The following is a 23,915-nucleotide window of genomic DNA, read 5'->3' on the forward strand; positions in this document are numbered from 1 at the left end:
GGGTGCTGCGTAAGCGATTGCGCAACCAATTATTCCTGGCGTTGGAATTGACCTGTCGCAACAATTGACACGATTCCGCTTGACGCCTGGTAAGGTTTTTGTAATTTTACAGCCAACCTTTTATTCACTAACAAATAGCTGGTGGAATATATGACTATCAAAGTAGGTATCAACGGTTTTGGCCGTATCGGTCGCATCGTTTTCCGTGCTGCACAGCAGCGTTCTGACATCGAAATCGTCGCGATCAACGACCTGCTCGACGCCGATTACATGGCTTACATGCTGAAGTATGACTCTACGCACGGTCGTTTCGACGGCACCGTAGAAGTGAAAGACGGCGCGCTGATTGTTAACGGTAAGAAAATCCGTGTTACCGCTGAGAAAGACCCGGCTAACCTGAAATGGGACGAAGTGGGTGTTGACGTTGTTGCAGAAGCAACCGGTATCTTCCTGACCGACGAAACCGCTCGCAAACACATTCAGGCTGGTGCGAAGAAAGTGGTTCTGACCGGTCCTTCTAAAGATGCGACCCCAATGTTCGTTCGTGGCGCTAACTTTGAAAAATATGCTGGCCAGGATATCGTTTCTAACGCCTCTTGCACCACTAACTGCCTGGCACCACTGGCTAAAGTGATCAACGACCACTTCGGTATCGTTGAAGGTCTGATGACCACTGTTCACGCCACCACCGCTACGCAGAAAACCGTTGATGGCCCGTCTCACAAAGACTGGCGCGGCGGCCGCGGCGCAGCTCAGAACATCATCCCATCTTCTACCGGTGCTGCTAAAGCAGTGGGCGTGGTTCTGCCAGAGCTGAACGGTAAACTGACCGGTATGGCGTTCCGCGTTCCTACCCCGAACGTGTCTGTTGTTGACCTGACTGTACGTCTGGAAAAACCAGCCACTTACAAAGAAATCTGTGCCGTGATCAAAGCTGAATCTGAAGGCAAGATGAAAGGCGTTCTGGGCTACATCGAAGACGACGTTGTATCAACCGACTTCAATGGCGAAACCCTGACTTCAGTATTCGATGCTAAAGCCGGTATCGCACTGAACGACAACTTCGTGAAACTGGTTTCATGGTACGACAACGAAACTGGCTACTCACACAAAGTTCTGGATCTGATTGCACTGGTTGCTTCTAAGTAAGCGACTGGCGAAACAGACAAGGGGTGACTTCGGTCGCCCCTTTTTTTCATTTGGAAGAAGAGAAGGTCTGACGATGCAAGATACGCTTTATAGTTTACCGGTGGTGAATCAGATCACCCCTTACCTGTCTCAGCGCCAGATGGGCGATTTGCCAATCGTGGTTGTGAGCCACCCTAAAGTTCGTGCGGCGATCGCGCTGCAAGGCGCGCATCTGCTCTCCTGGCAACCCAGCGGCCAGCAGCCGGTGATCTGGTTGAGCGATAAAACGCCGTTTGCCACAGGTAAAGCGATTCGTGGTGGTGTGCCGATTTGCTGGCCATGGTTTGGACCTGCAGGTGAACCCGCGCATGGTTTCGCCCGTAATCAGCCCTGGACACTGACCGCACACGATGAGAACGAAGATGCAGTGATGCTGACGTTCACACTGGAAAGCAACGCACAAACGAAGAAGCTGTGGCCACATGATTTCACCCTGCTTGCCCGTTTCCGTATCGCCGAGCATTGTGAAATTGAGCTCGAAGCCTGGGGCGATTATGAAGCTACCGCTGCCTTACACACCTACTTCCAGATCGCCGATATTGCACAGGTTGAAGTGAGTGGGTTAGGTAACAGCTATATCGATAAGGTGAATGCGAACGCGGTGGGCAGTTCGGCTGATGGCAAACAAACCTACCCTGACCGCGTCGATCGGATTCACACCGCTGCCGAAGATTGCAGCGTGATTCACGACATCGCAGGAAAACGTCAGATTGAAGTGTACCATCACTATCAAAGTGACGTTGTCACATGGAATCCAGGTCCAGAATTGTCCTGCAGCATGGCGGATATGCCTAATGAGGGTTACAAAACTATGGTCTGCGTGGAAACGGCTCGCATCAACAAGCCGATGAAAAGTGCCGGTGAATCCCCTGCTCGCCTCGGTACCACCCTGCGCGTGCGCAATAAGTAGGTTTGCGGCGCAGATGCGCCGCTATACCACGTCTAAGCCCGTTTTATGTTGCGGTGCTGGAAACGCCCGGTCAATGACCGCCAACTCTTCAACACTCAAATGCAGGTCTAACGCAGCCGCATTTTCCGCCACGTGTTTTTGGCTGCTGGCCTTGGGAATGGCGATCACGCCTGGCCGACGAATCACCCACGCGAGCAGCAATTGCGCCACGCTGATGCTCTTCTGTTGTGCAATTTGGTGCAAATGGGGATCTTCAAACAGTGACTGACGTAAACGTCCCGCCTGCGCCAGAGGGCAATACGCCATGATCGGCATATCACGTTGCTGGCATGCCGCTAACAAATCGTATTCGATTCCTCGTGATGCCAGGTGATACAGCACCTGATTGGTAGCGCAGTTTTCACCGCCCGTCTCACTCCACAGTTCATGCAGATCGTCCGTGTCGAAATTGGATACCCCCCAATGCCGAATTTTTCCCTGCTGCTGTAAGGTTTCCATGGCGCGAATGGTCTCTTCCAGTGGCACATTGCCACGCCAGTGCAGTAAATAAAGATCAAGATAATCGGTCTCTAAGCGCTGTAAGCTGCGCTCGCAGGCCTCTATCGCATCCACTTCCCCGGCATTCCACGGATAGACTTTTGACACCAGCCAGGCCTGATGGCGGCGTCCGCGTAGTGCTTCGCCCACCACCTCTTCCGCCCCGCCTTCGGCGTACATTTCTGCGGTATCAATCAGTCTCAGCCCCAGATCCAATCCAGCCTGTAACGCCGAGACTTCCTGACGACGCAGCGCTGCATTCTCCCCCATATACCAGGTTCCTTGCCCAATAGCGGGTAAAGCTGATTCTCCACGGAATTGAATCGTCTTCATTACGCCTCCTGATGCGCCATGATGGGGCGCGTTATTGGTGCAATGTAATAAAAACGCCCCATTACGAGGCGCCATGTAAAACCATTAGAAGCTGTAGCTGATGCCGGTCCAGAGGGTGAACTGACCACTTTTGTCCACCATCGGACTGTCTTTGATTTCGCTATCAAAGCGGGTGTAACGCCCGGACAAACTGGCGTTCCAGCTATCGCTAATCTGGTAGCTGGCATTCATTTCCACATAAGGAGACCAGCTGTCGTCCGGTTGATATTCAGCAATACCTGTCCGCGCGCTTTCGTGCGAAGACACGCCATAGTAGTAGCGGTTTTGATTGGCGCTGTTCCACATTGCACCGATGCCTGGCGTCAGGCTGAACGCGCCAAAATCGAAGCGATACAGATAGGTAAGATCCCAGATGATGCCATTACTGTTGTTGAGCACATCGCCTAGCAGAGCGGTACGCACGATACCCCAATCCGCAACATGGCGGTAGGTTGCACCGGCCATCAGGGTCATCCGGCGCTTATCCAGTGCCTTCATGTCACCCAGATCGTTATCCTTGGGATCATACTGTTGCGGTGAACCCAGCAAGGTTAATGACAGTTGATCCTGCTGGTCTTTCCACAGGTAGTAGCCGCCTTGCAAGCTACGGAACCAGAAGTTTTCGCCTTCATAATTGATGACCGGGATGGGGATGTATCGGTCCTGTCCGCCGCGATAAAGTGACTGGGCATAAATAACCGAAGCCCCGAGAGATAAGGGTTCTGCATGAGTGCTGAACGCCGCAAAATAACAAGGAACAACACAAGCAAGCGCTTTAAGTTTGAATTGGTTCACAATTTAATCAGTCCATTAATATAACAATCACACGCAGAGTCTAACTAAATTTTCGCGCTGGGTTAACGTTAAATCAGGGATGTTTATCACCCATGCGGAATAGTCTGAAGCAGGTTGCAGTGGTAGACATGCAAACGGAATGCCTTAGTGCTTATGAGACTTTGTTATTGATATATCGCTAAATAAGGAGAAAAGTGGCTGCAGATTTTCTGAATGCCTTCTACAGTTAAAAGTAAGCCGAGACTTTTTGTACGAGCAGAGTAACCATAAGAATTGTGTATCCCGATAAAAAAACGTCAGGTTGGCATAAGGGTTGCTGTACTCAATAAAGAATATCTTCCGGGAGCTGCAAACGTATCTAATTTCGCTCCTTTACCTGTGCTAAAAACGAAAGGACGGGCATCGCTATGAATATATTCGATCACTATCGTCAGCGTTATGAAGCTGCCAAGGACGAAGAGTTCACACTGCAGGAATTTCTCGCAATCTGTAAGCAGGATCGCAGTGCATACGCCAACGCTGCAGAGCGACTATTGATGGCTATCGGTGAGCCGGTGATGGTTGACACGGCGCAGGAGCCACGCCTTTCCAGAATCTTCTCTAACCGCGTCATGGGACGCTATCCCGCCTTCGAAGAGTTTTATGGTATGGAGGAAGCGATTGAGCAGATCGTCTCCTACCTGAAACACGCTGCGCAAGGCCTGGAAGAGAAGAAACAGATTCTCTACTTGCTGGGGCCGGTCGGTGGCGGTAAATCGTCACTTGCTGAGCGTTTGAAAGCCCTGATGCAACGCGTACCGATCTACGTGCTGAGCGCTGATGGCGAACGCAGCCCGGTCAACGATCATCCTCTGTGCCTGTTCAACCCGCAGGAAGACGCCAACATTCTTGAGAAAGAGTATGGCGTGCCGCGGCGTTACCTGGGCACCATCATGTCGCCGTGGGCAGCAAAACGCCTGCATGACTTCGGCGGCGATATTACCCGCTTTAAAGTGGTTAAAGTCTGGCCTTCCATCCTGGAGCAAGTGGCCATCGCCAAAACGGAACCGGGTGATGAGAACAACCAGGATATCTCTGCATTGGTCGGTAAGGTGGATATCCGCAAACTGGAAAACCACGCGCAGAACGATCCCGACGCTTACGGTTACTCGGGCGCACTCTGCCGCGCGAACCAGGGCATCATGGAATTCGTCGAGATGTTTAAGGCACCGATTAAAGTGCTGCATCCATTGCTGACCGCCACTCAGGAAGGTAACTACAACGGTACTGAAGGGATCTCTGCCCTGCCGTTTAACGGCATCATTCTGGCGCACTCCAACGAGTCAGAATGGGTGACTTTCCGTAACAATAAGAACAACGAAGCGTTCCTGGACCGTGTTTACATCGTCAAAGTGCCTTACTGCCTGCGAGTGTCGGAAGAGATCAAAATCTACGACAAACTGCTTAATCACAGTGAGCTGACGACGGCGCCATGTGCACCAGGCACGCTGGAAACCTTAGCGCGCTTCTCTATCCTGTCGCGTTTGAAAGAGCCGGAAAACTCCAGCATCTATTCAAAAATGCGCGTCTATGATGGTGAAAGCCTGAAAGATACCGATCCAAAAGCGAAATCATGGCAGGAGTATCATGACTACGCTGGCGTGGATGAGGGCATGAACGGCCTTTCGACCCGCTTCGCGTTCAAGATTCTGTCGCGCGTGTTCAACTTTGACCATGCCGAAGTGGCGGCCAACCCGGTACATCTGTTCTACGTACTGGAGCAACAAATTGAACGCGAACAGTTCCCGCAGGATCTGGCAGAGAAATACCTTGAGCACCTGAAAGGCTATCTGATTCCGAAATACGCGGAGTTTATTGGCAAAGAGATTCAGACCGCCTATCTGGAATCTTATTCAGAATACGGTCAGAACATCTTCGACCGCTATGTTACTTACGCCGACTTCTGGATTCAGGATCAGGAATACCGCGACCCGGATACCGGACAGCTGTTTGATCGCGAATCACTGAATGCCGAGCTGGAAAAAATCGAGAAACCTGCCGGGATCAGTAACCCGAAAGATTTCCGTAACGAGATCGTCAACTTTGTGCTGCGTGCCCGGGCGCAAAATAGCGGACGTAATCCTAACTGGACCAGCTACGAAAAACTGCGCACGGTCATTGAGAAGAAAATGTTCTCCAATACCGAGGAGTTGCTGCCGGTGATTTCGTTTAATACCAAGACCTCAACGGACGAACAGAAAAAACACGATGATTTTGTCGATCGCATGATGGAGAAAGGCTATACCCGCAAACAGGTGCGCCTGTTGTGCGAATGGTATCTGCGCGTGCGTAAATCGTCTTAATCGTTACCTGTAAGCTACGCGGCGCCGCGACGCCGCAACAGGAGGCCGGAGTGGTTCCGGCCTGGCTTGCACTGTAGTTTGGGGGATATGTATGGCCTATTTTATCGATCGGCGTCTGAACGGTAAAAACAAGAGCGCGGTCAATCGGCAGCGTTTCCTGCGCCGTTACAAGTCGCAAATCAAGCAGTCGATCTCCGAGGCCATCAATAAGCGTTCGGTCACCGACGTGGAGAGCGGAGAATCTGTCTCGATTCCTATCGATGACATCAATGAGCCCATTTTCCATCAGGGACGCGGCGGCAGTCGCCATCGCGTGCATCCGGGGAACGATCATTTCGTCCAGAACGACCGCATTGAGCGCCCACAAGGGGGCGGTGGTGGCGGTGGCAGCGGTCAGGGCAACGCCAGTCAGGACGGTGAAGGTCAGGATGAGTTTGTCTTCCAGATATCGAAAGATGAATATCTTGATTTGCTGTTTGAAGATCTTGCCCTGCCAAATCTGCGTAAAAATCAGCATCGACAATTGAACGAATATAAAACGCACCGTGCGGGCTTTACCTCTAATGGGGTGCCGGCCAACATCAGTGTGGTGCGTTCGCTACAAAATTCACTGGCGCGTCGTACTGCCATGACCGCTGGCAAGCGCCGTATGCTGCACGAACTGGAAGCCACGCTGACGGAAGTGGAGAACAGTGAACCGGCTCAGTTGCTGGAAGAAGAGCGGCTGCGCAAAGAGATTGCCGAACTGCGGGCACGCATCGAACGCGTACCCTTTATTGATACCTTCGACTTACGCTACAAAAACTTTGAGAAGCGCCCTGAGCCTTCCAGCCAGGCGGTGATGTTCTGCCTGATGGATGTGTCTGGTTCCATGGATCAAGCCACGAAAGACATGGCGAAGCGTTTTTATATTCTGCTCTATCTGTTCCTGAGCCGGACCTATAAAAATGTGGAGGTGGTGTATATCCGTCACCATACGCAGGCGAAAGAAGTCGATGAGCAGGAGTTCTTCTACTCGCAGGAAACCGGCGGCACCATTGTGTCTAGCGCATTGAAGTTAATGGATGAAGTGGTTAAAGAGCGCTATGACCCTGCGCAGTGGAATATTTATGCGGCACAAGCCTCTGATGGCGACAACTGGGCGGATGACTCCCCGTTGTGTCACGAAATTCTGGCCAAACATATTTTGCCGGTTGTACGTTATTACAGCTACATCGAAATCACGCGCCGTGCGCACCAGACGCTGTGGCGTGAGTATGAACATCTGCAGGCTATGTTTGATAACTTCGCGATTCAGCACATCCGCGAGCCAGAAGACATTTATCCGGTATTTAGAGAACTTTTCCACAAACAGGTAGCAGAAGCCTGAACATCAAGCCGGTCATTGACCGGCTTTTTCTTTTCCGCGCCACCGCTCATTCGCCTGAAATTCCCGCTGATTTTTCACACAATTTTAACGATCTATGGGATAGCGCTCCGCAGATTGAAAAAATATGCAATTAAGCGCTGACAAGCTATTGATAAGGCATTATCTTTTCACCTTGTCTGTGTGAATTCCCCGCAGTTTGTCATTTTCGCTCGTACCGCAGGAGAACGCCGTTGAATGCCAGCATGATTTACAGTTTGTTTATTATTGGTTCCGTGCTGGTCGCAGCAAGTATTCTTCTGAGTTCATTCTCGTCACGGCTTGGCATCCCTATTCTGGTAATCTTCCTTGCGTTAGGCATGTTGACCGGCGTTGATGGGATTGGCGGCATCGCTTTTGACAACTACCCGGTGGCGTATCTGGTTTCTAACCTCGCGCTGGCGATTATTTTGCTGGATGGCGGCATGCGCACCAAAGCCAGCTCATTCAAGGTGGCACTGGGGCCCGCATTATCACTCGCCACGGTCGGTGTGATGATAACCGCCGGTTTGACCGGTTTGGCTGCGGCCTGGCTCTTTAAACTCGATTTGATGCAAGGTTTCCTGATTGGCGCTATTATCGGTTCCACCGATGCCGCCGCCGTATTCTCGCTGTTGGGGGATAAAGGGCTTAACGAACGTGTCAGCTCCACGCTGGAAATTGAATCCGGCAGTAACGATCCCATGGCGGTATTCCTGACCATCACGCTGATTGACATGATCCAGCAAGGCCAGTCAGGCTTAAGCTGGATGTTTGTGGTACATCTGGTGCAACAGTTCGGTCTCGGTATTGTACTGGGGCTGGGCGGCGGCTGGGCACTACAGCAACTGATTAACCGTATCAATCTGGCGCAAGGTCTCTATCCCCTGTTAGCGTTAAGCGGCGGCATCATTGTGTTTGCACTGACCACGGTGATGGAAGGCAGCGGCATACTGGCCGTTTACCTATGTGGTTATCTGCTGGGTAACAGCCCGATCCGCAACCGTCACGGTATTCTGCAAACCTTCGATGGTATGGCGTGGTTGAGTCAGATCGGCATGTTTATCGTGCTCGGCTTACTGGTGACGCCATCTGATTTGTGGCATATCGCCGTTCCTGCCATGATTTTATCTCTCTGGCTGATTTTGGTGGCGCGTCCGCTTTCAATTCTGGTGGGCCTGTTGCCATTTAAAGGTTTTACCGGCCGCGAACGCATCTTTATCAGTTGGGTTGGCCTGCGTGGCGCAGTACCCATCATCCTCGCGGTATTCCCGATGATGGCCGGGCTGGAAAACGCCAAGCTCTACTTCAACATCGCCTTCTTCGTGGTTCTCGTGTCGTTGATGCTGCAGGGCACCTCACTGGGCTATGCGGCCAAACGCGCCAAAGTTGTGGTTCCCCCTACTGCATCACCTATCAGCCGCGTCGGACTGGACATCCACCCTGAAAACCCCTGGGAGCAGTTTGTTTACCAACTTAGTGCTGATAAATGGTGTATCGGAGCCGCGCTGCGTGATTTGCAGATGCCACGCGAAACGCGCATCGCGGCCCTGTTCCGCGATAACGCGCTGATGCATCCCAACGGTAGCACGCGCCTTAAAGAGGGCGATGTGCTATGTGTGATTGGACGTGAACGTGATTTGCCCGCTTTGGGTAAAATGTTCAGTCAGTCTCCACCCGTCGCGCTCGATCAACGCTTCTTTGGTGACTTCATTCTGGATGCCGAGGCACGTTTACGCGATGTGGCGCAAATTTATGGGCTGGAACTCGATGAAACCACCAACGATCAGCAATCCCTCGGTCAACTGGTGATGGGCCTGCTGGGCAGTACACCGGTGGTGGGCGATCAGGTGGAGTGGAACCAATTGACCTGGACCGTGGCAGAGAAAGAGGACAACCAAATCGTTAAAATTGGCGTACGTGTCATGGAAGACAAGGAGTAATCCTAACCGCGAATACGCCAAAACTGCGCGTGAGCGACTATGATCACTGTTCCACCCAGCACAAACGGGAGAAGCGCATGGGACACGTGGTAAAGATTGGTCGTTACGAGATCGTTGATGCAGAACTGAATGCTGAAAAGCTCGATACCATCAGCATTCCCTGCAATACCAACCCCGGCCTGAGTTACCAACTCGATGGCTGGGATCATGAAACCAGCGTGCCGGCGTGGATTGATGGCGAGCCCGTCGATCTGCAGATCGGACATTATGACAAGCAACAAGACCGCTGGGTATTAAAAAAACCCGCCTGATGTACCCCCGCCGCCATCCGCTTCGTATGGCGGTCATTCCTAAAAGCAGTCTTAAAATAAAGCGTTCTATCTGTGTTTTTTTTGGTTTTAACCTTGCATTTCAATTAGCTAACTCACTATTTCACGCAGCATTTATTTCCTTTTAAGACTATTTCCATATTAACTCTGTCAAATAACTCCTGCATACTCTTAAACGTTGCTGCAGCTTTTCGTGACGTACATCACGTCTCAAACGGCCCTTTCCATGCAGCGCTTATGGCAGCATTGACTTATATCGCACTGAAAAATCATTTCTTTTTATTTTCGGTGGACAACTCCTGAGCGCGTACTTGATTCTGGTCAGGCCATCTTTTACTTAAGAAAAGAGAGCAGGTTTTATGGCAAGTACATTGGTAATGAATGATGCAACCCGCTCGTGGAGCGGATTGCGTAAAAATCTCATCGCAAAAGTCGCTTTAAGCTTTTCGGATTTAATTGCTCTGAATCTGGCTTTGTTTTTATCTGCAGCAACCGTTCAGGGTATTTGGGGAGAACTGGACACCTTTATTCCGCCGCAGCAGATTGAGTACCGCTTCATCGCTCAATTAGGGCTTTCTGTACTTTGCACCGCGTGGTTTTGGGTGCGCATGCGTCATTACACTTACCGCAAACCGTTCTGGTTCGAGTTAAAAGAGATTGTTAAAACCCTGTTCGTCTTCTCGCTGCTGGATTTGGCGCTGATTGCCTTCTCCAAGTGGGATTTTTCGCGCATGGTTTGGGTGTTTAGCTGGACTTACGCACTGCTACTGCTGCCGCTGATGCGTGCGGTGGTCAAGCGTGCCATTAACCGCGCAGGTCAGTGGCAGAAAGAGACCATCATCATTGGTTCAGGCAAGAATGCCATGGAAGCTTATGCAGCCCTGCAGAGTGAGGAAATCCTCGGCTACAACGTCCAGGCTTTTATCTCACTGGAAGATGAGCACCACCCTGAGAACGTGAATGGTGTACCCGTGATCACCTGGAAAGACATCAACTGGCAAACGATGGATCGCGACAACACGCAATTTATCGTCGCCACTGAGTTTGAACAGCAGGTGGTGCGCGATAAATGGCTGAAGTTCCTGTCCAAAATGAAGTGCCGCTCGATCTCCGTGATCCCAACCCTGCGCGGCGTGCCGCTTTACGGTACGGATATGTCATTCATCTTCAGCCACGAAGTGATGATCCTGCGCGTCAGCAACAATCTGGCGAAACGCTCATCCCGCTTCCTCAAGCGTACTTTCGATATCGTGGTGGCATCACTGTTGCTGCTGTTCCTTGCCCCGGTATTTGGTCTGCTGTGTGCGATGGTGAAACGTGATGGCGGCAATGCCATTTATGGACATGAACGCGTTGGGCAAGACGGTGTGAAGTTTAAATGCCTGAAGTTCCGTTCGATGGTCACTAACTCGCAGGAAGTGTTGCAAAACCTGCTGGCTACCAGTGAAGAAGCGCGTGCCGAGTGGGATCGTGATTTCAAACTGAAGAACGATCCACGCATCACCAAAATTGGCGGCTTCCTGCGTAAAACCAGTCTCGACGAATTGCCGCAGTTGTGGAATGTGATTCGTGGTGAGATGAGTCTGGTGGGACCACGTCCGGTTATCGAAGCTGAGCTGGAACGCTACGCAGGGGATGTCGATTATTACCTGATGGCCAAACCGGGCATGACGGGTCTTTGGCAGGTGAGTGGTCGTAACGACATCGACTACGACACCCGCGTCTATTTCGATTCCTGGTATGTGAAGAACTGGGCGTTGTGGACCGATATTGCCATTCTGTTCAAAACCGCAGGCGTAGTGTTACGCCGTGACGGCGCTTACTAATCCTACCCTCGACGCGATGTCTGTGTTGGTCCAGCAGACATCGCTTTTTTATTCCTTTCTTTTTCCCGGCTAAGTCATTACCCTTCCCGCTTGTTTAACAGGACGTTTCTGGTTTCAGATGCAAAAATTTACCCTGCTGCTTTTAAGCCTGGTGCTGCTGGCACCGCTCGGCATCGATCTTTACCTTCCCACTCTGCCGCAAATCGCTGAAGGCCTGAACAGCCCGGTCAGTTTGATTCAGATCACCATTCCGTTGTTCTTACTGGTGATGGGCATCGGCCAGCTGGTGACCGGACCATTGGTGGATAATTTTGGCCGTAAGCCGATTGCGCTGATTGGCCTGGCACTCTACATCGTTGGTAGCGCTGTGGCTGCGACCGCCACCGTATGGCCGGTGTTCTTCCTCGCCCGTTTGATTCAGGGCTGCGCGGTCTGTTGCAGTGCTGTGGTGGCCTTCAGTGGCGTGCGCGATCGTTTAAGCGGTGATGAAGCCGCACGCGCCTATGGTTTCCTGAATGGTGCACTGAATATTGTGCCGGCACTGGCGCCACTGCTTGGCGGTATCCTTGCTGAAGCCTACGGCTGGCGTGCGCCCTTCTGGTTCCTGTGTGGCTATGCTGCCGTGATTGGTTTGATTGTGGTGTTCTGCCTGCCGGAAACCCGTCCTGCCGATACGCTGCGAGTTAAAGGATTGCCGCTGGCGCAGTACGCGGCGATTGCACGTGAACCGCGTTTTCTTGCCTTCGCCTTTGCCAATGCGGGTGCGCTCGGCATGGTGCTGACTTATGTGTCACTGGCACCCCACGTGCTGATGACGGAAGGGGGTCTGACGCCTCTGCAATTCTCATTTGCCTTTGGTGCCAACGGCTTTTGGATCATGCTGGTCAGTGCGTTTGTGAATAAGACTATCCGTAAAGCCGGACGCCCTTTCTGCCTGGCGATGGGCTTTGTCACTATGCTGTTAGGTGCCATTCTGCTGCTGGCGGGAATGACGCTGTTGCCTGCCGTATGGCAGACACACTGGGCGCTATATATGATTCCGGTGGCGGTATCGGTTGCAGGGCTGGCCTTTACCGTTGGCCCGGCCACCAGCTACGCGTTAGAACCGTATCAGCAGCAGGCAGGCGTTGCCGCGGCATTGCAGGGGTTTATTCAGATGGCGTGCGGCGCGGGTGGCAGCCTGATGATTGTGGCATTGCCGGTTGCAGAAAAATCAGCACTGGCTTTGATGATGCTTTTAGGTGCAGCGCTGGCCCTGATTGCCTGGCGCTGCAGTAAGAAGATGCACGGCAGCGTGACCGCGCTTAAATAATCTCAACCGGTACGCGGGGCGCGAGTGCACACATCAGCTCGTAGCCCACCGTGCCGGCGGCTTTCGCCACCTCATCGATTTTCACTTGATTGCCCCACAGTTCCACTTTGGAACCAATCCCGGCCTGCGGACAAGGTTCGAGGTCAATCATCATCATATCCATGGAGATCGCGCCCAGCGTCTGGGTGCGAATGCCGTCGACGCTCACTGGCGTGCCGGTTGGCGCATGACGCGGATAGCCGTCGGCATAGCCGCAGGCCACAATACCAATGCGCTGTGCGCCTGATGCATGATAGCGATAGCCATAGCCCACACCGTCACCGGCACTGAGCTGCTGCACACCAATGATTTCACTGTTCAGCGTCATCACAGGCTGCAAGCCGCTGCTGGCAATATCCTGCCAATTCCCACTCGGCGATGCGCCATAGAGAATGATCCCCGGACGCACCCAGTCAAAGTGCGCTTCCGGATGCCACAAGGTGGCAGCAGAGTTGGAGAGCGAGCGTGGGCAATCCAAACCCTCGGCGGCCAGTTCAACACGCTTCATCGGTTCGATAAGTCCTGCCGGGTTTTCCGCGTCCGCAAAATGCGCCATCAGCGTCATCTCACCGACGTTAGGGAGCGCACGCAGTTTCTGCCACGCCGCCTGAACCTGTTTAGGACGGAAACCCAGCCGATTCATGCCGCTGTTCATCTTCACATAGATATCAACCGGTGCAGAAAGTGAAGCTTTGGCCAGCGCCTGAATCTGCCAGTTGCTGTGCACGCTGGTGGTCAAGCGATAACGATCGATCAACGTTAAATCTTCAGCATGGAAGAAACCTTCCAGCAACAGAATCGGTTTTTTCCAACCCTGCTCACGCAACAGAATCGCTTCTTCCATATTCAACAGCGCGAAACCATCGGTCTCTGCCAGACTTTGCCAGACACGCGCGATACCGTGCCCGTATGCATTGGCTTTGACCACTGACCAAACCCGCGACTGCGGTGCCGCCTGCCGTACAATCGCCAGATTGTGGCGCAGCGCCTGTTGGTTAATGGTGGCGCCAGTAGGACGTGACATGCTTGTGCTCTCCCTGAGGTCTCAACGCGCCGCGTTAGCGTTACGCAACGGCGACGAATGGGGTTCGAAACCCGGCAGGTAGCGCAGTACTGACAAATCGTCTGCGGCAATCGCCGGTTTCTGACCGGAAATCAAATCAGCCAATAGCTGACCGGAACCACAGGCCATGGTCCATCCCAGCGTTCCGTGACCGGTGTTGAGATAGAGATTGGACAGCGGCGTACGCCCGACAATCGGCGTGCCGTCCGGCGTCATCGGACGCAATCCTGTCCAGAACGTGGCCTGTTCAACAAAACCGCCTTCAGGATAGAGATCGCTGACCACCATCTCCAGCGTTTCACGTCGTGCAGGTGTCAGTTTGGAGTTAAAACCAACAATTTCCGCCATGCCTCCCACGCGAATGCGATCGTCAAAGCGCGTGACCGCCACTTTGTAGGTCTCATCGAGGATGGTGGACACCGGCGCAGCGTCGGGATTCTTAATCGGAATGGTGAGGGAATAGCCTTTTAGCGGATAAACCGGAATTGAGACGATATCTTTCAGCAACGCGGTCGAGTAGGAACCAAAGGCCACCACATAGGCATCCGCTTTAACCACCTCATCACCACACTTCACACCGTAAATGCGATTGCCTTCACGCAGCAGTTGATCAACCTGAGTGTCATAGCGGAAGGTGACGCCCGCAGCCGCCGCCATCTCAGCCAGACGTTGAGTAAACAGCTGGCAGTCTCCGGTCTCATCGTTCGGTAAACGCAGCCCGCCCGTCAGCTTGTGCGCGGTCGTGGCCAGCGCCGGTTCAACGCTGTGAAGCTGATGTGCTTCAAGCAGTTCATAAGGCACGCCTGCTTCTTTCAGCACGGCGATATCTTTGCTGGCGCTCTCAAACTGCTGCTGGGTACGGAACAGTTGCAAAGTACCGCCCTGACGGCCTTCATAGGCAATACCGGTCGAGGCGCGCAATACTTTCAGGCAATCACGGCTGTATTCCGCAATACGCACCATGCGCCCTTTGTTTTCCTGATAATGGCGCATGTCGCAGTTACGCAGCATGTTCCACATCCACTCCAGCTGGAATTTGCTGCCGTCGAGGCGAACGGCCAATGGCGCGTGACGCTGGAACATCCATTTTATCGCTTTCAGTGGCACGCCCGGTGCCGCCCAGGGCGCCGCATAACCTGGAGAGATCTGGCCAGCGTTACCGGCACTGGTTTCCAGCGCGGCCCCCGGCTGGCGATCGATGACCGTCACCTCATGTCCAGCTTGCGCCAAATACCAGGCACTCGCCACTCCCACGACACCACTTCCAAGAATCACTACGCGCATAAGCCCCTCGCCGCGGCAAAAGCATAATCAACTATGAATGCTGCCCGAATCAGCATAACCAGACAGCACTTCTTATCTTACATTCGACAGACATATTTCACATGTTTTTCACCTTCCTGCACACAGAAATCATGAGGTAGTGCAAAAATCAGGATTTTTTATGCCATAAAACCATTAATCAGCAATTTATTATGCGCAAGGGAGTGCTTTCCTCTTTTTTCAGGAGAAAGCGCCGCAGTCATACAATGCACTTATAAACAGAACTTTATTCTGTAACTTAGATAAAAACCAACAGTTGTCATCAGTAATGACTTAAGCGACGATTTTTGAATGATTTTCTGCCAAAAGAATTCGATTGAGTTCCGGTTTCGGATAAGCGACAGTGGACTATCATTGAAGTGTTCGCTCAGTTTTATTGGGCTGTCTTTCTCAGGATGAAGCCTTAAACGATCGTGACAGGTGACACTCCGTTGCCTGCCGCTTGCAAAACAGAGGTGCGCTATGACGACAATCTTTGACGAGCCAACCCGGAGCAGTAAACGACTCAGTGATGGACCCGACTGGACCTTTGAACTGCTTGATGTTTATCTGGCAGAAATTGACCGTGTAGCGAAAAGCTACGGGCTTGATACCTATCCGCATCAAATCGAAGTCATCACCTCCGAACAAATGATGGATGCCTACTCCAGCGTGGGTATGCCGATTAACTATGCCCACTGGTCGTTCGGTAAAAAATTCATTGAAACCGAACAACGCTATAAACATGGCCAGCAGGGCTTAGCGTACGAGATCGTCATCAACTCCAATCCTTGTATTGCCTATCTAATGGAAGAGAACACCATGACCATGCAGGCGCTGGTGATGGCGCACGCGTGCTATGGGCACAACTCTTTCTTTAAAAATAACTATTTATTCCGCAGTTGGACCGATGCCAGCTCCATCGTCGATTACCTGTTATTCGCGCGTAATTACATCACCGATTGTGAAGAGCGTTATGGCGTGGAAGAAGTGGAACGCCTGCTCGACTCTTGTCATGCACTGATGAACTACGGTGTGGATCGCTATAAACGTCCGCAAAAGATCTCGCTGCAGGAAGAGAAAGCGCGGCAAAAAAGCCGTGAAGAGTACCTGCAGAGCCAGGTAAACACCCTATGGCGCACCCTGCCGCGTAAAGAGAAGGAGTCTGTGCACGTGGAAGCGGCGCGCTATCCTTCAGAACCGCAGGAAAACCTACTCTACTTTATGGAAAAAAACGCCCCGCTGCTGGAGTCCTGGCAACGTGAGGTGCTGCGCATCGTGCGTAAGGTCAGCCAGTATTTCTACCCGCAGAAACAGACACAGGTGATGAACGAAGGATGGGCGACGTTCTGGCATTACACCATCCTCAACCATCTCTACGACGAAGGGAAAGTGTCGGAACGCTTTATGATGGAGTTCCTGCACAGCCACACCAATGTGGTGTATCAACCACCGTATAACAGCCAGTGGTATAACGGCATAAACCCTTATGCTTTGGGTTTCGCCATGTTCCAGGATATCAAGCGTATCTGCCAGTCACCGACGGAAGAGGATCGCTACTGGTTCCCGGATATTGCGGGTTCCGACTGGCTGAAAACGCTGCACTTTGCCATGCGCGAGTTTAAAGATGAGAGTTTCATCAGCCAGTTCCTGTCACCCAAAGTGATGCGAGACTTCCGCCTGTTTACGGTAATGGATGACGATCGCAATAACTTCCTGGAAATTGCCGCGATCCACGATGAGGCAGGCTATCGCGCCATCCGCCAGCAATTGTCAGCACAGTACAACCTGAGTAATCTGGAGCCTAACATTCAGGTCTATAATGTGGATCTGCGCGGTGACCGTTCGCTGACCTTACGCTACGTGCCACAGCAACGTGCGCCGCTGGATAAAAGCCGCCGCGAAGTGCTGAAGCATGTGCATCGGTTGTGGGGTTTCGATGTGATTCTGGAACAACAGAACGAAGATGGCAGCGTTGAGCTGCTGGACCGGTCGCCTTCACGTGGACCCGCACTGTAAACATAAAAAAACCGGACTGTTAAAGTCCGGTTTTCTTTTAGCGCTTGCTGGCTAAATCATCGGGCATGCTTTTTTGCATGCTATGCCAGATCTCGCCACTGCGACGACCATACTCACGTACCGTATCGACAATCTGGTCCTGCGTGGGATTCGCACTGCACAAATCCGCCAGTTGACGATAGAAGCTACGAGCCTGCTGACGCGCCTCGGGATTAGAGAAGTAGTGGCGCCCCACGCGGGTGTACAGCCCTTTTAAACCGTTCAGGATCAAACCATAAATCGGGTTACCGGAGGCAAAGGCCAAACCACGGAACACGCGATAATCCAGTTCGGTGTAGGCTTCTGCTTTATCCTCTTCGCTCAGTGCAGTTTCCAGCACCTCGCGCGCTTTGTCCGGATGATGGCGCAGTGCGCGGCTGATAAAAATCGACGCGATATTGGTACGCACCGACAGCAGATTATCAATCAACTGCGGTACGCTATCGTGATCGAGGCGGGCAAGCGTTTCGAGAATGTTTAGACCGGAGGTTTCCCAGAAATCATTCACGCGCGTGGGTTTACCATGTTGAATGGTTAACCATCCATCGCGTGCCAGACGCTGTAAAACTTCACGCAGCGTGGTGCGCGTGACACCAATCAGTTCAGAAAGCTCACGTTCAGCAGGCAGAATAGACCCCGGCGGAAAGCGACTGTTCCAGATGCTTTCAATAATATACTCTTCAGCAAATCCTGCGGGGCTTTGCGCCTTAATCACCATAGCATTTATTTCTCATTGCTTTCTTAGTCGTAATGGCACTCATCATACCAGAGCGGCTATAGCGGAAATAGACTGACAACCGATTAAAAGCGCGCGCTGGCGCAAAATTCAGCGGTGTTTTTAACCGGTCAGACGGCAACGCACTCGTTTGCGTGGTATGGACCTTCTGCCACCTCCGCTTGATCAGTAAATGCGCTTTATATGGCCTGGATCAGGCTTAAGTCATTTTTGTACATGATTTTTTCCCCTTACCTGGCTGGCACGGTTACGCTTTTGGTTTACACTGCGAAGCATTAATGGTTACAGGATAAGCAATATGTTGCGATATTTGAATCAATGCTCACGAGGACGCGGGGCATGGTTATTGCTGGCTCTGACGGCACTGGCTTTTGAACTGACTGCACTCTTTTTTCAACACATCATGGGACTGAAGCCCTGCGTGATGTGTATCTACGAACGTTGTGCGCTGTTTGGCGTCATGGGCGCAGGTATCGTTGGCGCGTTCGCCCCGAAATCCCTGCCACTGCGCTGGGCCTCTATCCTGATTTGGCTTTACAGCGCTTATAAGGGATTAATGCTTTCGATTGAACATACGAATATTCAGCTGCACCCGAATCCGTTTGTCACTTGTGACTTTGCCGCACGCTTCCCGACCTGGCTGCCGTTGGATAAATGGCTGCCATCGGTATTTGTCGCCAGCGGTGATTGTGCCGAACGCAGCTGGACATTCCTGACCTGGAGTATGCCGCAATGGATGATCGTCATCTTTGCCGCGTATCTGCTGGTTGGAGCACTGGTGCTGATTGCCCAGCCGTTTAAGCCAAAACGCCGCGATCTGTTTAGCCGCTAATCAAAACGAAACAGGCAGCTCTCGCTGCCTGTTATCACGTCAACCGTTACGATCGGGCCGGTCGATAATGTGATCTTCCCAGTCGCGCACTTCGCTTTCCCGTACCGCGATATAACGCACCGAGATACGCTGCGCATGCATCGCTTTTTTCGAACCAGCCACCAATGGATGCCAGGCAGGCAATGTGCCGCCTTCGCCTAACAGACGATAGGCGCAGGTGCGCGGCAACCAGTTAAAGGTGGTGAGGTTTTCACGCGTGAGCTTGATACAGTCCTCTTCAAATTCAAACCGGCGCTCGTAGTTACGGCACTGGCAGGTTTTGATGTTCAGCTGATTGCAAGCCACATTGGTGAAGTAGATTTCGTCGGTGTCCGCATCCTGCAACTTATTCAGGCAGCACTGGCCGCAGCCGTCGCACAGTGATTCCCACTCTGCATCGTCCATTTGGTCAAGGCGTTTTGTCTGCCAGAAAGGTTGTTCAGTCATGATCGCGGTCCGGGTTGTGCAATAAGACCGCACCTTATAAAGGGTTAGGTGCGGTGATGCAAGTTTTACAGTACGCGGGTGGTAATTCCGTGACCGGCCAGCGAGATTTCGAGTCTATCGCCAGATCGCATTGGCCCGACACCTTCCGGGGTGCCCGTCAGGATCACGTCACCGGCGCGCAGCGTAAAGTACTGGCTCATGTAAGCAATCAGCGGCAGGATTTTGTGAATCATATCCGCCGTGCTGCCATGCTGGCGCACTTCGCCATTCACCACCAGCTTCAGTTCAGTATCCTGCGGGTCGCCGCTGAATTCAGAAACTGGAATGAAACCTGACAGCGGGCAAGAGTTATCGAACCCTTTGGATTTTTCCCACGGCTGACCGGCTTTTTTCAGCCCCGCCTGCACATCACGCAGCGTCAGGTCCAGGGCCACACCATATCCGGCAATCGCTTTGACCACATGCTCTTCCGTTGCCTGTTTCAGCGTTGAGCCAATCAACACCGCCAGTTCCACTTCGTGATGCACTTCGCCGAAGTTGGCTGGAATTGAAAGCGGCTGATGCAGATCGCACACCGCCGTTTCCGGTTTGATAAACACCACCGGTTCTGTCGGCGTGGCACTGCCCATTTCCTTGATGTGCTTCGCATAGTTGCTGCCCACGCAAACCACTTTGCTGACGGGATAATCCAACAAAGCGCCCTGCCAGTTACGATGCTGATACATGCTGTTCCCCTGCATTAGTTGTGTTTGATGCCAGTCTGACTGGCGGATAGGTCAGGTTCAGTGCCGGAACGCGGCAAGCTGAGGAGGATTATATTAGCGGTTTTATGGCAGCAGACGTGGCGGAAATTGTCAAAAGTCGTTAATCATACGCAACAAACAGGATCACAACCTGGAATTATTGCCCGCAATAATGCTTTAAAGCGGGCGAATAATTAATGCAAATAACACTGAGGATTTCTACAGGGAATATTTACAGATGAATCCGAATTAAACTTTTTTACTCTTATCAAGATGAATGTTGAGCAGACTTTCAACCGGTGGTGGGATCTGTAAATAATAGCCTTGATCGCTCAAACCTTGCTTAACTTTATTGATATCTGCATTAGCCAGTTTGTCGCGTTTGTCCAGTGATAGCACCATTGCTAGCTGGGGTTTACCAAAGCCACGCAGCAGTTCTTCCGGAACGCGCGAAAAATCGTCTTTTTTTTCAACATAAAGATAAGTTTGTTCACGTTGCGGGCTTCTATAGATCACACAAAACATATTTTTTACTCGAATTAACCTGTGGCGTCACTTGCCTGAATATAGCAGTAACTATAACATGCTTGCAGAACTTCGAATATTGACCGTTTGATGTTAATGACGATTTTATCGGCGTACATCTTAGGGTCGTAAAACAGGACTGAGTCAGGACAGATGTCGCAAACGCCAATCGAATTCAAGGGAAGCAGTTTTACCCTGTCAGTGGTTCATCTGCACCATTCACAACCCGAGGTGATTCGTCAGGCGCTGCAGGACAAAATCGACCAGGCACCTGCGTTTTTGCAGAATGCGCCGGTGGTGCTCAACGTGTCAGCGCTGAACGGTGACATCAACTGGAAACAGATGCAGCAGGCGGTCATCGCCACCGGTTTACGCATTGTCGGTGTCAGCGGTTGTAAAGATGAAGCCCTGAAAAAGATGATTGCCCGTGCAGGCTTGCCGGTGTTGTCAGAAGGCAAAGAGAATCGCAAGCGTGCGGAAGCGCCAGTGGTTGAAGAAGCCCCGCCTATTCTGGCGCCGGTCGCTGAAACCGCCAGCAAAACCCGCATCATCAATACGCCAGTGCGCTCAGGCCAACAAATTTACGCACGGAATGCCGACCTTATCGTCACCAACAGCGTCAGCGCCGGTGCCGAACTGGTGGCGGACGGCAATATTCATATTTACGGCATGATGCGCGGTCGTGCGCTGGCGGGTGCCAGTGGCGAACGTGACAGCCAGATTTTTTGTACCAACCTCGCAGCCGAGTTGGTCTCTATTGCCGGGGAATACTGGATCATGGATCAGATTCCGGCGGAATTCTTTGGTAAAGCCGCGCGCCTGTGCCTTAAAGAGGGCGCGCTCACCATTCAGACACTTTATTAGGCCCCTTTTCTTTCGTTAAGGAAATCAACATTTATGGCACGCATCATTGTAGTTACATCGGGTAAAGGGGGCGTTGGCAAGACCACGTCAAGCGCGGCCATCGCAACCGGTCTAGCGCAGAAAGGCAAAAAAACTGTCGTGATCGATTTTGATATCGGTCTGCGTAACCTCGACCTGATCATGGGCTGTGAACGCCGTGTGGTTTATGACTTCGTCAACGTCATCCAGGGCGATGCAACCTTGAACCAGGCACTGATTCGTGACAAGCGCACGGAGCAACTCTATATCCTGCCTGCTTCACAAACACGTGATAAAGATGCGCTGACCCGCGAAGGCGTGGAAAAAGTATTAAACGACCTGGCCGCGATGGAGTTCGACTTCATCGTATGCGATTCCCCTGCGGGGATCGAAACCGGTGCGTTGATGGCACTGTACTTTGCGGATGAAGCGATTATCACCACCAACCCGGAAGTCTCTTCCGTGCGTGACTCCGACCGCATCCTCGGCATTATCTCTTCTAAATCGCGTCGTGCTGAAAATAGCCAGGACCCGGTGAAAGAGCATCTGCTGCTGACACGTTACAATCCAGGCCGCGTGACGCGTGGCGACATGCTGAGCATGGAAGACGTGCTGGAGATTCTGCGTATACCACTGGTGGGTGTGATCCCGGAAGATCAGTCAGTACTTCGTGCTTCTAACCAGGGTGAGCCGGTCATTCTCGACGCTAACTCTGACGCCGGTAAAGCTTACGCTGATACCGTAGATCGCCTGCTTGGCGAAGAACGCCCCTTCCGCTTTATTGAAGAAGAGAAGAAGGGTTTCCTGAAACGCCTGTTCGGGGGATAACCAATGGCATTATTAGATTTCTTTTTATCCCGTAAGAAGAACACAGCCAACATAGCCAAGGAAAGGCTGCAAATTATCGTAGCCGAGCGCAGAAGGGGCGACAGTGAGCCCCATTATCTGCCGCAACTGAAGCGCGATATTTTGGAAGTGATCTGTAAGTACGTGAAAATTGACCCGGATATGGTGACCGTTCAGCTGGATCAGAAAGGGGACGATATCTCCATCCTGGAACTCAACGTCACACTGCCGGAGACGGAGACGGAAGACGTTCCTAAATGATTGTAGCGGGTTCCTGATTTTCCCCTGCGTTGTGCGCAGGGGAAAACATTCCGCTTATAGCGCCTGCAGGATCTCGTCGATTCGCTTTTGCAGCAATTCACCACGCCAGCCAGTCAGTAATTCTGGTGTACGGCATCCGCTTTTCAAGCCCCAGTATACGCTTAACACCTGATTGATTTGGCGACGTGAAGCCAATAGCTCCTGACTGAAACCCGTCTCTTCGCTTACCTGTAACACCAGCGCTTTGATTGCTTTAAATGCCTGTTTGTAATGCGGATGGTCAATCAGATTGGGCAACGGTTGTGGCAAGGTCGCTTCATCCTGTGCCTGCGCTTCCGCCACCAGCGCCACCATCGCTTTCCCGTGGAAGCGAATCTCGTGACCGTTCAGACCCAGATGATCGAGTTCCCCCAGGCTACCCGGCATAAAGCGCGCCACTTTCCAAAGATTCTCTTCACGCACCACAAAATTCACGGCCATGTCTTTCTGACGGGCGATGTTCAAACGCCATGCCGCCAGGCGTTGCAGCGCTGCCAACTGGCGCGGTCGCAACTGCCATGCGTTGGTGATGTCGCGCCATGCATCCTCTGGCTGTAAAACGTCAAGACGACGCTGGCAAAGATTATCGCATTCGCTCAGCGCGGCAGCCATGTTGCCTGCGGCTTGCGTCTGCTCAACTAACTGATGGGCAATCGGCAGAAGATAAGCGACATCTGCTGCGGCATAGTCGCATTGACGCTCAGTGAGCGGGCGCGCCAGCCAGTCAGTACGGGATTCGCTCTTATCCAGTTCGATTTGGTTAAAGTGATTAACCATCGAAGCGAAGCCCCATGACAGCGGCTGCCCAGCGAAGGCCGCCAGGATTTGGGTATCGATCATCGGATCAGGCAGGCATTTAAAACGATGCAAGAAAACTTCAAGATCTTCGCCACCGGCGTGCAGGAATTTCGTCACCTGTTTGTCTTGCAGCAGTGCGATGAACGGCGTCCAGTCACTGATGTTGAGCGGATCGATCAGAACCAGTTGTTCACCATCGAACAGCTGGATCAGACCCAACTGCGGATAGTAAGTGCGCGTGCGCACGAATTCAGTATCCAGCGCAACGGCATCATGCTGGCGCGCTTGTTCGCACACGGCAGCCAGCTGGCTGTTTTGGTCGATCAGGGTGTAATTCACGTATTCATTCTCGCTGCGGCACACTTCG

At 52.2% G+C, this 23,915-nt stretch carries 22 protein-coding genes; 13 read left to right on the forward strand and 9 right to left on the reverse strand.

Annotated features, from left to right (window positions below):
- Positions 1–150: 150 nt before the first annotated feature.
- Both gapA and FD744_RS21355 read left to right on the forward strand, forming a co-directional pair.
- Complete coding sequence (gapA, locus tag FD744_RS21350; RefSeq protein ID WP_034828788.1) at positions 151–1,149, forward strand: glyceraldehyde-3-phosphate dehydrogenase; 999 nt, start codon at positions 151–153, stop codon at positions 1,147–1,149.
- 73 nt (positions 1,150–1,222) lie between these two features.
- A complete protein-coding gene (locus FD744_RS21355; RefSeq protein ID WP_034828786.1) occupies positions 1,223–2,098 on the forward strand; it encodes a D-hexose-6-phosphate mutarotase in 876 nt (291 codons plus the stop codon).
- Positions 2,099–2,119: 21 nt separating this feature from the next.
- On the opposite strand, the gene FD744_RS21360 is transcribed toward FD744_RS21355, so the two are convergent.
- Entirely contained in the window at positions 2,120–2,968 is an 849-nt protein-coding gene (locus FD744_RS21360) for an aldo/keto reductase (protein WP_160869301.1), read from the reverse strand.
- Positions 2,969–3,052: 84 nt separating this feature from the next.
- A complete protein-coding gene (locus FD744_RS21365) occupies positions 3,053–3,802 on the reverse strand; it encodes a MipA/OmpV family protein (RefSeq protein WP_160869303.1) in 750 nt (249 codons plus the stop codon).
- 407 nt (positions 3,803–4,209) lie between these two features.
- Between FD744_RS21365 and yeaG the strand changes: the two genes are divergently transcribed.
- From yeaG to FD744_RS21395, 6 genes are all read left to right on the forward strand, one after another.
- On the forward strand, positions 4,210–6,144 hold the full coding sequence (gene yeaG / locus FD744_RS21370; RefSeq protein ID WP_034828773.1) for a protein kinase YeaG: 1,935 nt from the start codon (positions 4,210–4,212) through the stop codon (positions 6,142–6,144).
- 91 nt (positions 6,145–6,235) lie between these two features.
- Positions 6,236–7,513, forward strand: coding sequence for a YeaH/YhbH family protein (locus FD744_RS21375; RefSeq protein ID WP_034828771.1), 1,278 nt, complete (start codon positions 6,236–6,238; stop codon positions 7,511–7,513).
- 230 nt (positions 7,514–7,743) lie between these two features.
- Complete coding sequence (locus FD744_RS21380) at positions 7,744–9,471, forward strand: potassium/proton antiporter (RefSeq protein WP_038646621.1); 1,728 nt, start codon at positions 7,744–7,746, stop codon at positions 9,469–9,471.
- A 77-nt stretch (positions 9,472–9,548) separates the two neighbouring features.
- Positions 9,549–9,782 carry a DUF1480 family protein gene (locus tag FD744_RS21385; protein ID WP_034828766.1) on the forward strand — a complete coding sequence of 78 codons (234 nt, stop codon included), beginning with the start codon at positions 9,549–9,551 and terminating at the stop codon, positions 9,780–9,782.
- A gap of 377 nt (positions 9,783–10,159) precedes the next feature.
- Complete coding sequence (gene wbaP, locus FD744_RS21390) at positions 10,160–11,626, forward strand: undecaprenyl-phosphate galactose phosphotransferase WbaP (protein ID WP_058959838.1); 1,467 nt, start codon at positions 10,160–10,162, stop codon at positions 11,624–11,626.
- 118 nt (positions 11,627–11,744) lie between these two features.
- Positions 11,745–12,938 (forward strand): multidrug effflux MFS transporter, encoded by a 1,194-nt coding sequence (locus tag FD744_RS21395; RefSeq protein WP_034828762.1) that lies wholly within the window; start codon positions 11,745–11,747, stop codon positions 12,936–12,938.
- Here FD744_RS21395 and dadX read toward each other — a convergent pair.
- Both dadX and FD744_RS21405 read right to left on the reverse strand, forming a co-directional pair.
- Positions 12,931–14,001, reverse strand: coding sequence for a catabolic alanine racemase DadX (gene dadX, locus FD744_RS21400; protein WP_160869305.1), 1,071 nt, complete (start codon positions 13,999–14,001; stop codon positions 12,931–12,933). The two genes, FD744_RS21395 and dadX, sit on opposite strands and share 8 nt — an antisense overlap.
- 21 nt (positions 14,002–14,022) lie before the next feature.
- Positions 14,023–15,324, reverse strand: coding sequence for a D-amino acid dehydrogenase (locus FD744_RS21405; protein ID WP_160869307.1), 1,302 nt, complete (start codon positions 15,322–15,324; stop codon positions 14,023–14,025).
- 501 nt (positions 15,325–15,825) lie between these two features.
- On the opposite strand from FD744_RS21405, the gene FD744_RS21410 reads away from it, so the two are divergent.
- Positions 15,826–17,361 carry a SpoVR family protein gene (locus FD744_RS21410; protein ID WP_034828757.1) on the forward strand — a complete coding sequence of 512 codons (1,536 nt, stop codon included), beginning with the start codon at positions 15,826–15,828 and terminating at the stop codon, positions 17,359–17,361.
- 37 nt (positions 17,362–17,398) lie between these two features.
- Here FD744_RS21410 and fadR read toward each other — a convergent pair whose 3' ends face one another.
- On the reverse strand, positions 17,399–18,118 hold the full coding sequence (gene fadR, locus FD744_RS21415; protein ID WP_034828755.1) for a fatty acid metabolism transcriptional regulator FadR: 720 nt from the start codon (positions 18,116–18,118) through the stop codon (positions 17,399–17,401).
- A 316-nt stretch (positions 18,119–18,434) separates the two neighbouring features.
- Here fadR and dsbB point away from each other — a divergent pair, with 316 nt between their 5' ends.
- Positions 18,435–18,968, forward strand: a complete 534-nt coding sequence (dsbB, locus tag FD744_RS21420; RefSeq protein WP_160869309.1) for a disulfide bond formation protein DsbB — start codon at positions 18,435–18,437, stop codon at positions 18,966–18,968.
- Between the two features lie 39 nt (positions 18,969–19,007).
- Here the strand turns inward: dsbB and FD744_RS21425 are convergent, their stop codons facing one another.
- The 3 genes from FD744_RS21425 to FD744_RS21435 all read right to left on the reverse strand — a co-directional run bounded on the left by FD744_RS21425 (position 19,008) and on the right by FD744_RS21435 (position 20,722).
- Entirely contained in the window at positions 19,008–19,454 is a 447-nt protein-coding gene (locus FD744_RS21425) for a YcgN family cysteine cluster protein (protein WP_038646609.1), read from the reverse strand.
- Positions 19,455–19,519: 65 nt separating this feature from the next.
- Positions 19,520–20,179 carry a fumarylacetoacetate hydrolase family protein gene (locus tag FD744_RS21430; protein ID WP_160869311.1) on the reverse strand — a complete coding sequence of 220 codons (660 nt, stop codon included), beginning with the start codon at positions 20,177–20,179 and terminating at the stop codon, positions 19,520–19,522.
- A gap of 267 nt (positions 20,180–20,446) precedes the next feature.
- The gene (locus FD744_RS21435) at positions 20,447–20,722 is read right to left on the reverse strand and encodes a YcgL domain-containing protein (RefSeq protein WP_160869313.1); all 276 of its coding nucleotides are present in this window, start codon (positions 20,720–20,722) and stop codon (positions 20,447–20,449) included.
- 153 nt (positions 20,723–20,875) lie between these two features.
- Between FD744_RS21435 and minC the strand changes: the two genes are divergently transcribed.
- Genes minC through minE form a run of 3 tightly spaced genes read left to right on the forward strand, consistent with a single transcriptional unit; the run spans position 20,876 to position 22,711 of the window.
- The gene (gene minC, locus FD744_RS21440; RefSeq protein ID WP_034828744.1) at positions 20,876–21,586 is read left to right on the forward strand and encodes a septum site-determining protein MinC; all 711 of its coding nucleotides are present in this window, start codon (positions 20,876–20,878) and stop codon (positions 21,584–21,586) included.
- Between the two features lie 33 nt (positions 21,587–21,619).
- A complete protein-coding gene (gene minD / locus FD744_RS21445) occupies positions 21,620–22,432 on the forward strand; it encodes a septum site-determining protein MinD (RefSeq protein ID WP_034828743.1) in 813 nt (270 codons plus the stop codon).
- Between the two features lie 3 nt (positions 22,433–22,435).
- Positions 22,436–22,711 carry a cell division topological specificity factor MinE gene (gene minE / locus FD744_RS21450; RefSeq protein ID WP_034828741.1) on the forward strand — a complete coding sequence of 92 codons (276 nt, stop codon included), beginning with the start codon at positions 22,436–22,438 and terminating at the stop codon, positions 22,709–22,711.
- Positions 22,712–22,765: 54 nt separating this feature from the next.
- Here minE and rnd read toward each other — a convergent pair whose 3' ends face one another.
- On the reverse strand, positions 22,766–23,887 hold the full coding sequence (gene rnd, locus FD744_RS21455; protein WP_038650065.1) for a ribonuclease D: 1,122 nt from the start codon (positions 23,885–23,887) through the stop codon (positions 22,766–22,768).
- Positions 23,888–23,915 lie beyond the last annotated feature (28 nt).

The organism is Pantoea sp. Taur (assembly GCF_009830025.1).
Lineage (GTDB): Bacteria > Pseudomonadota > Gammaproteobacteria > Enterobacterales > Enterobacteriaceae > Pantoea > Pantoea communis.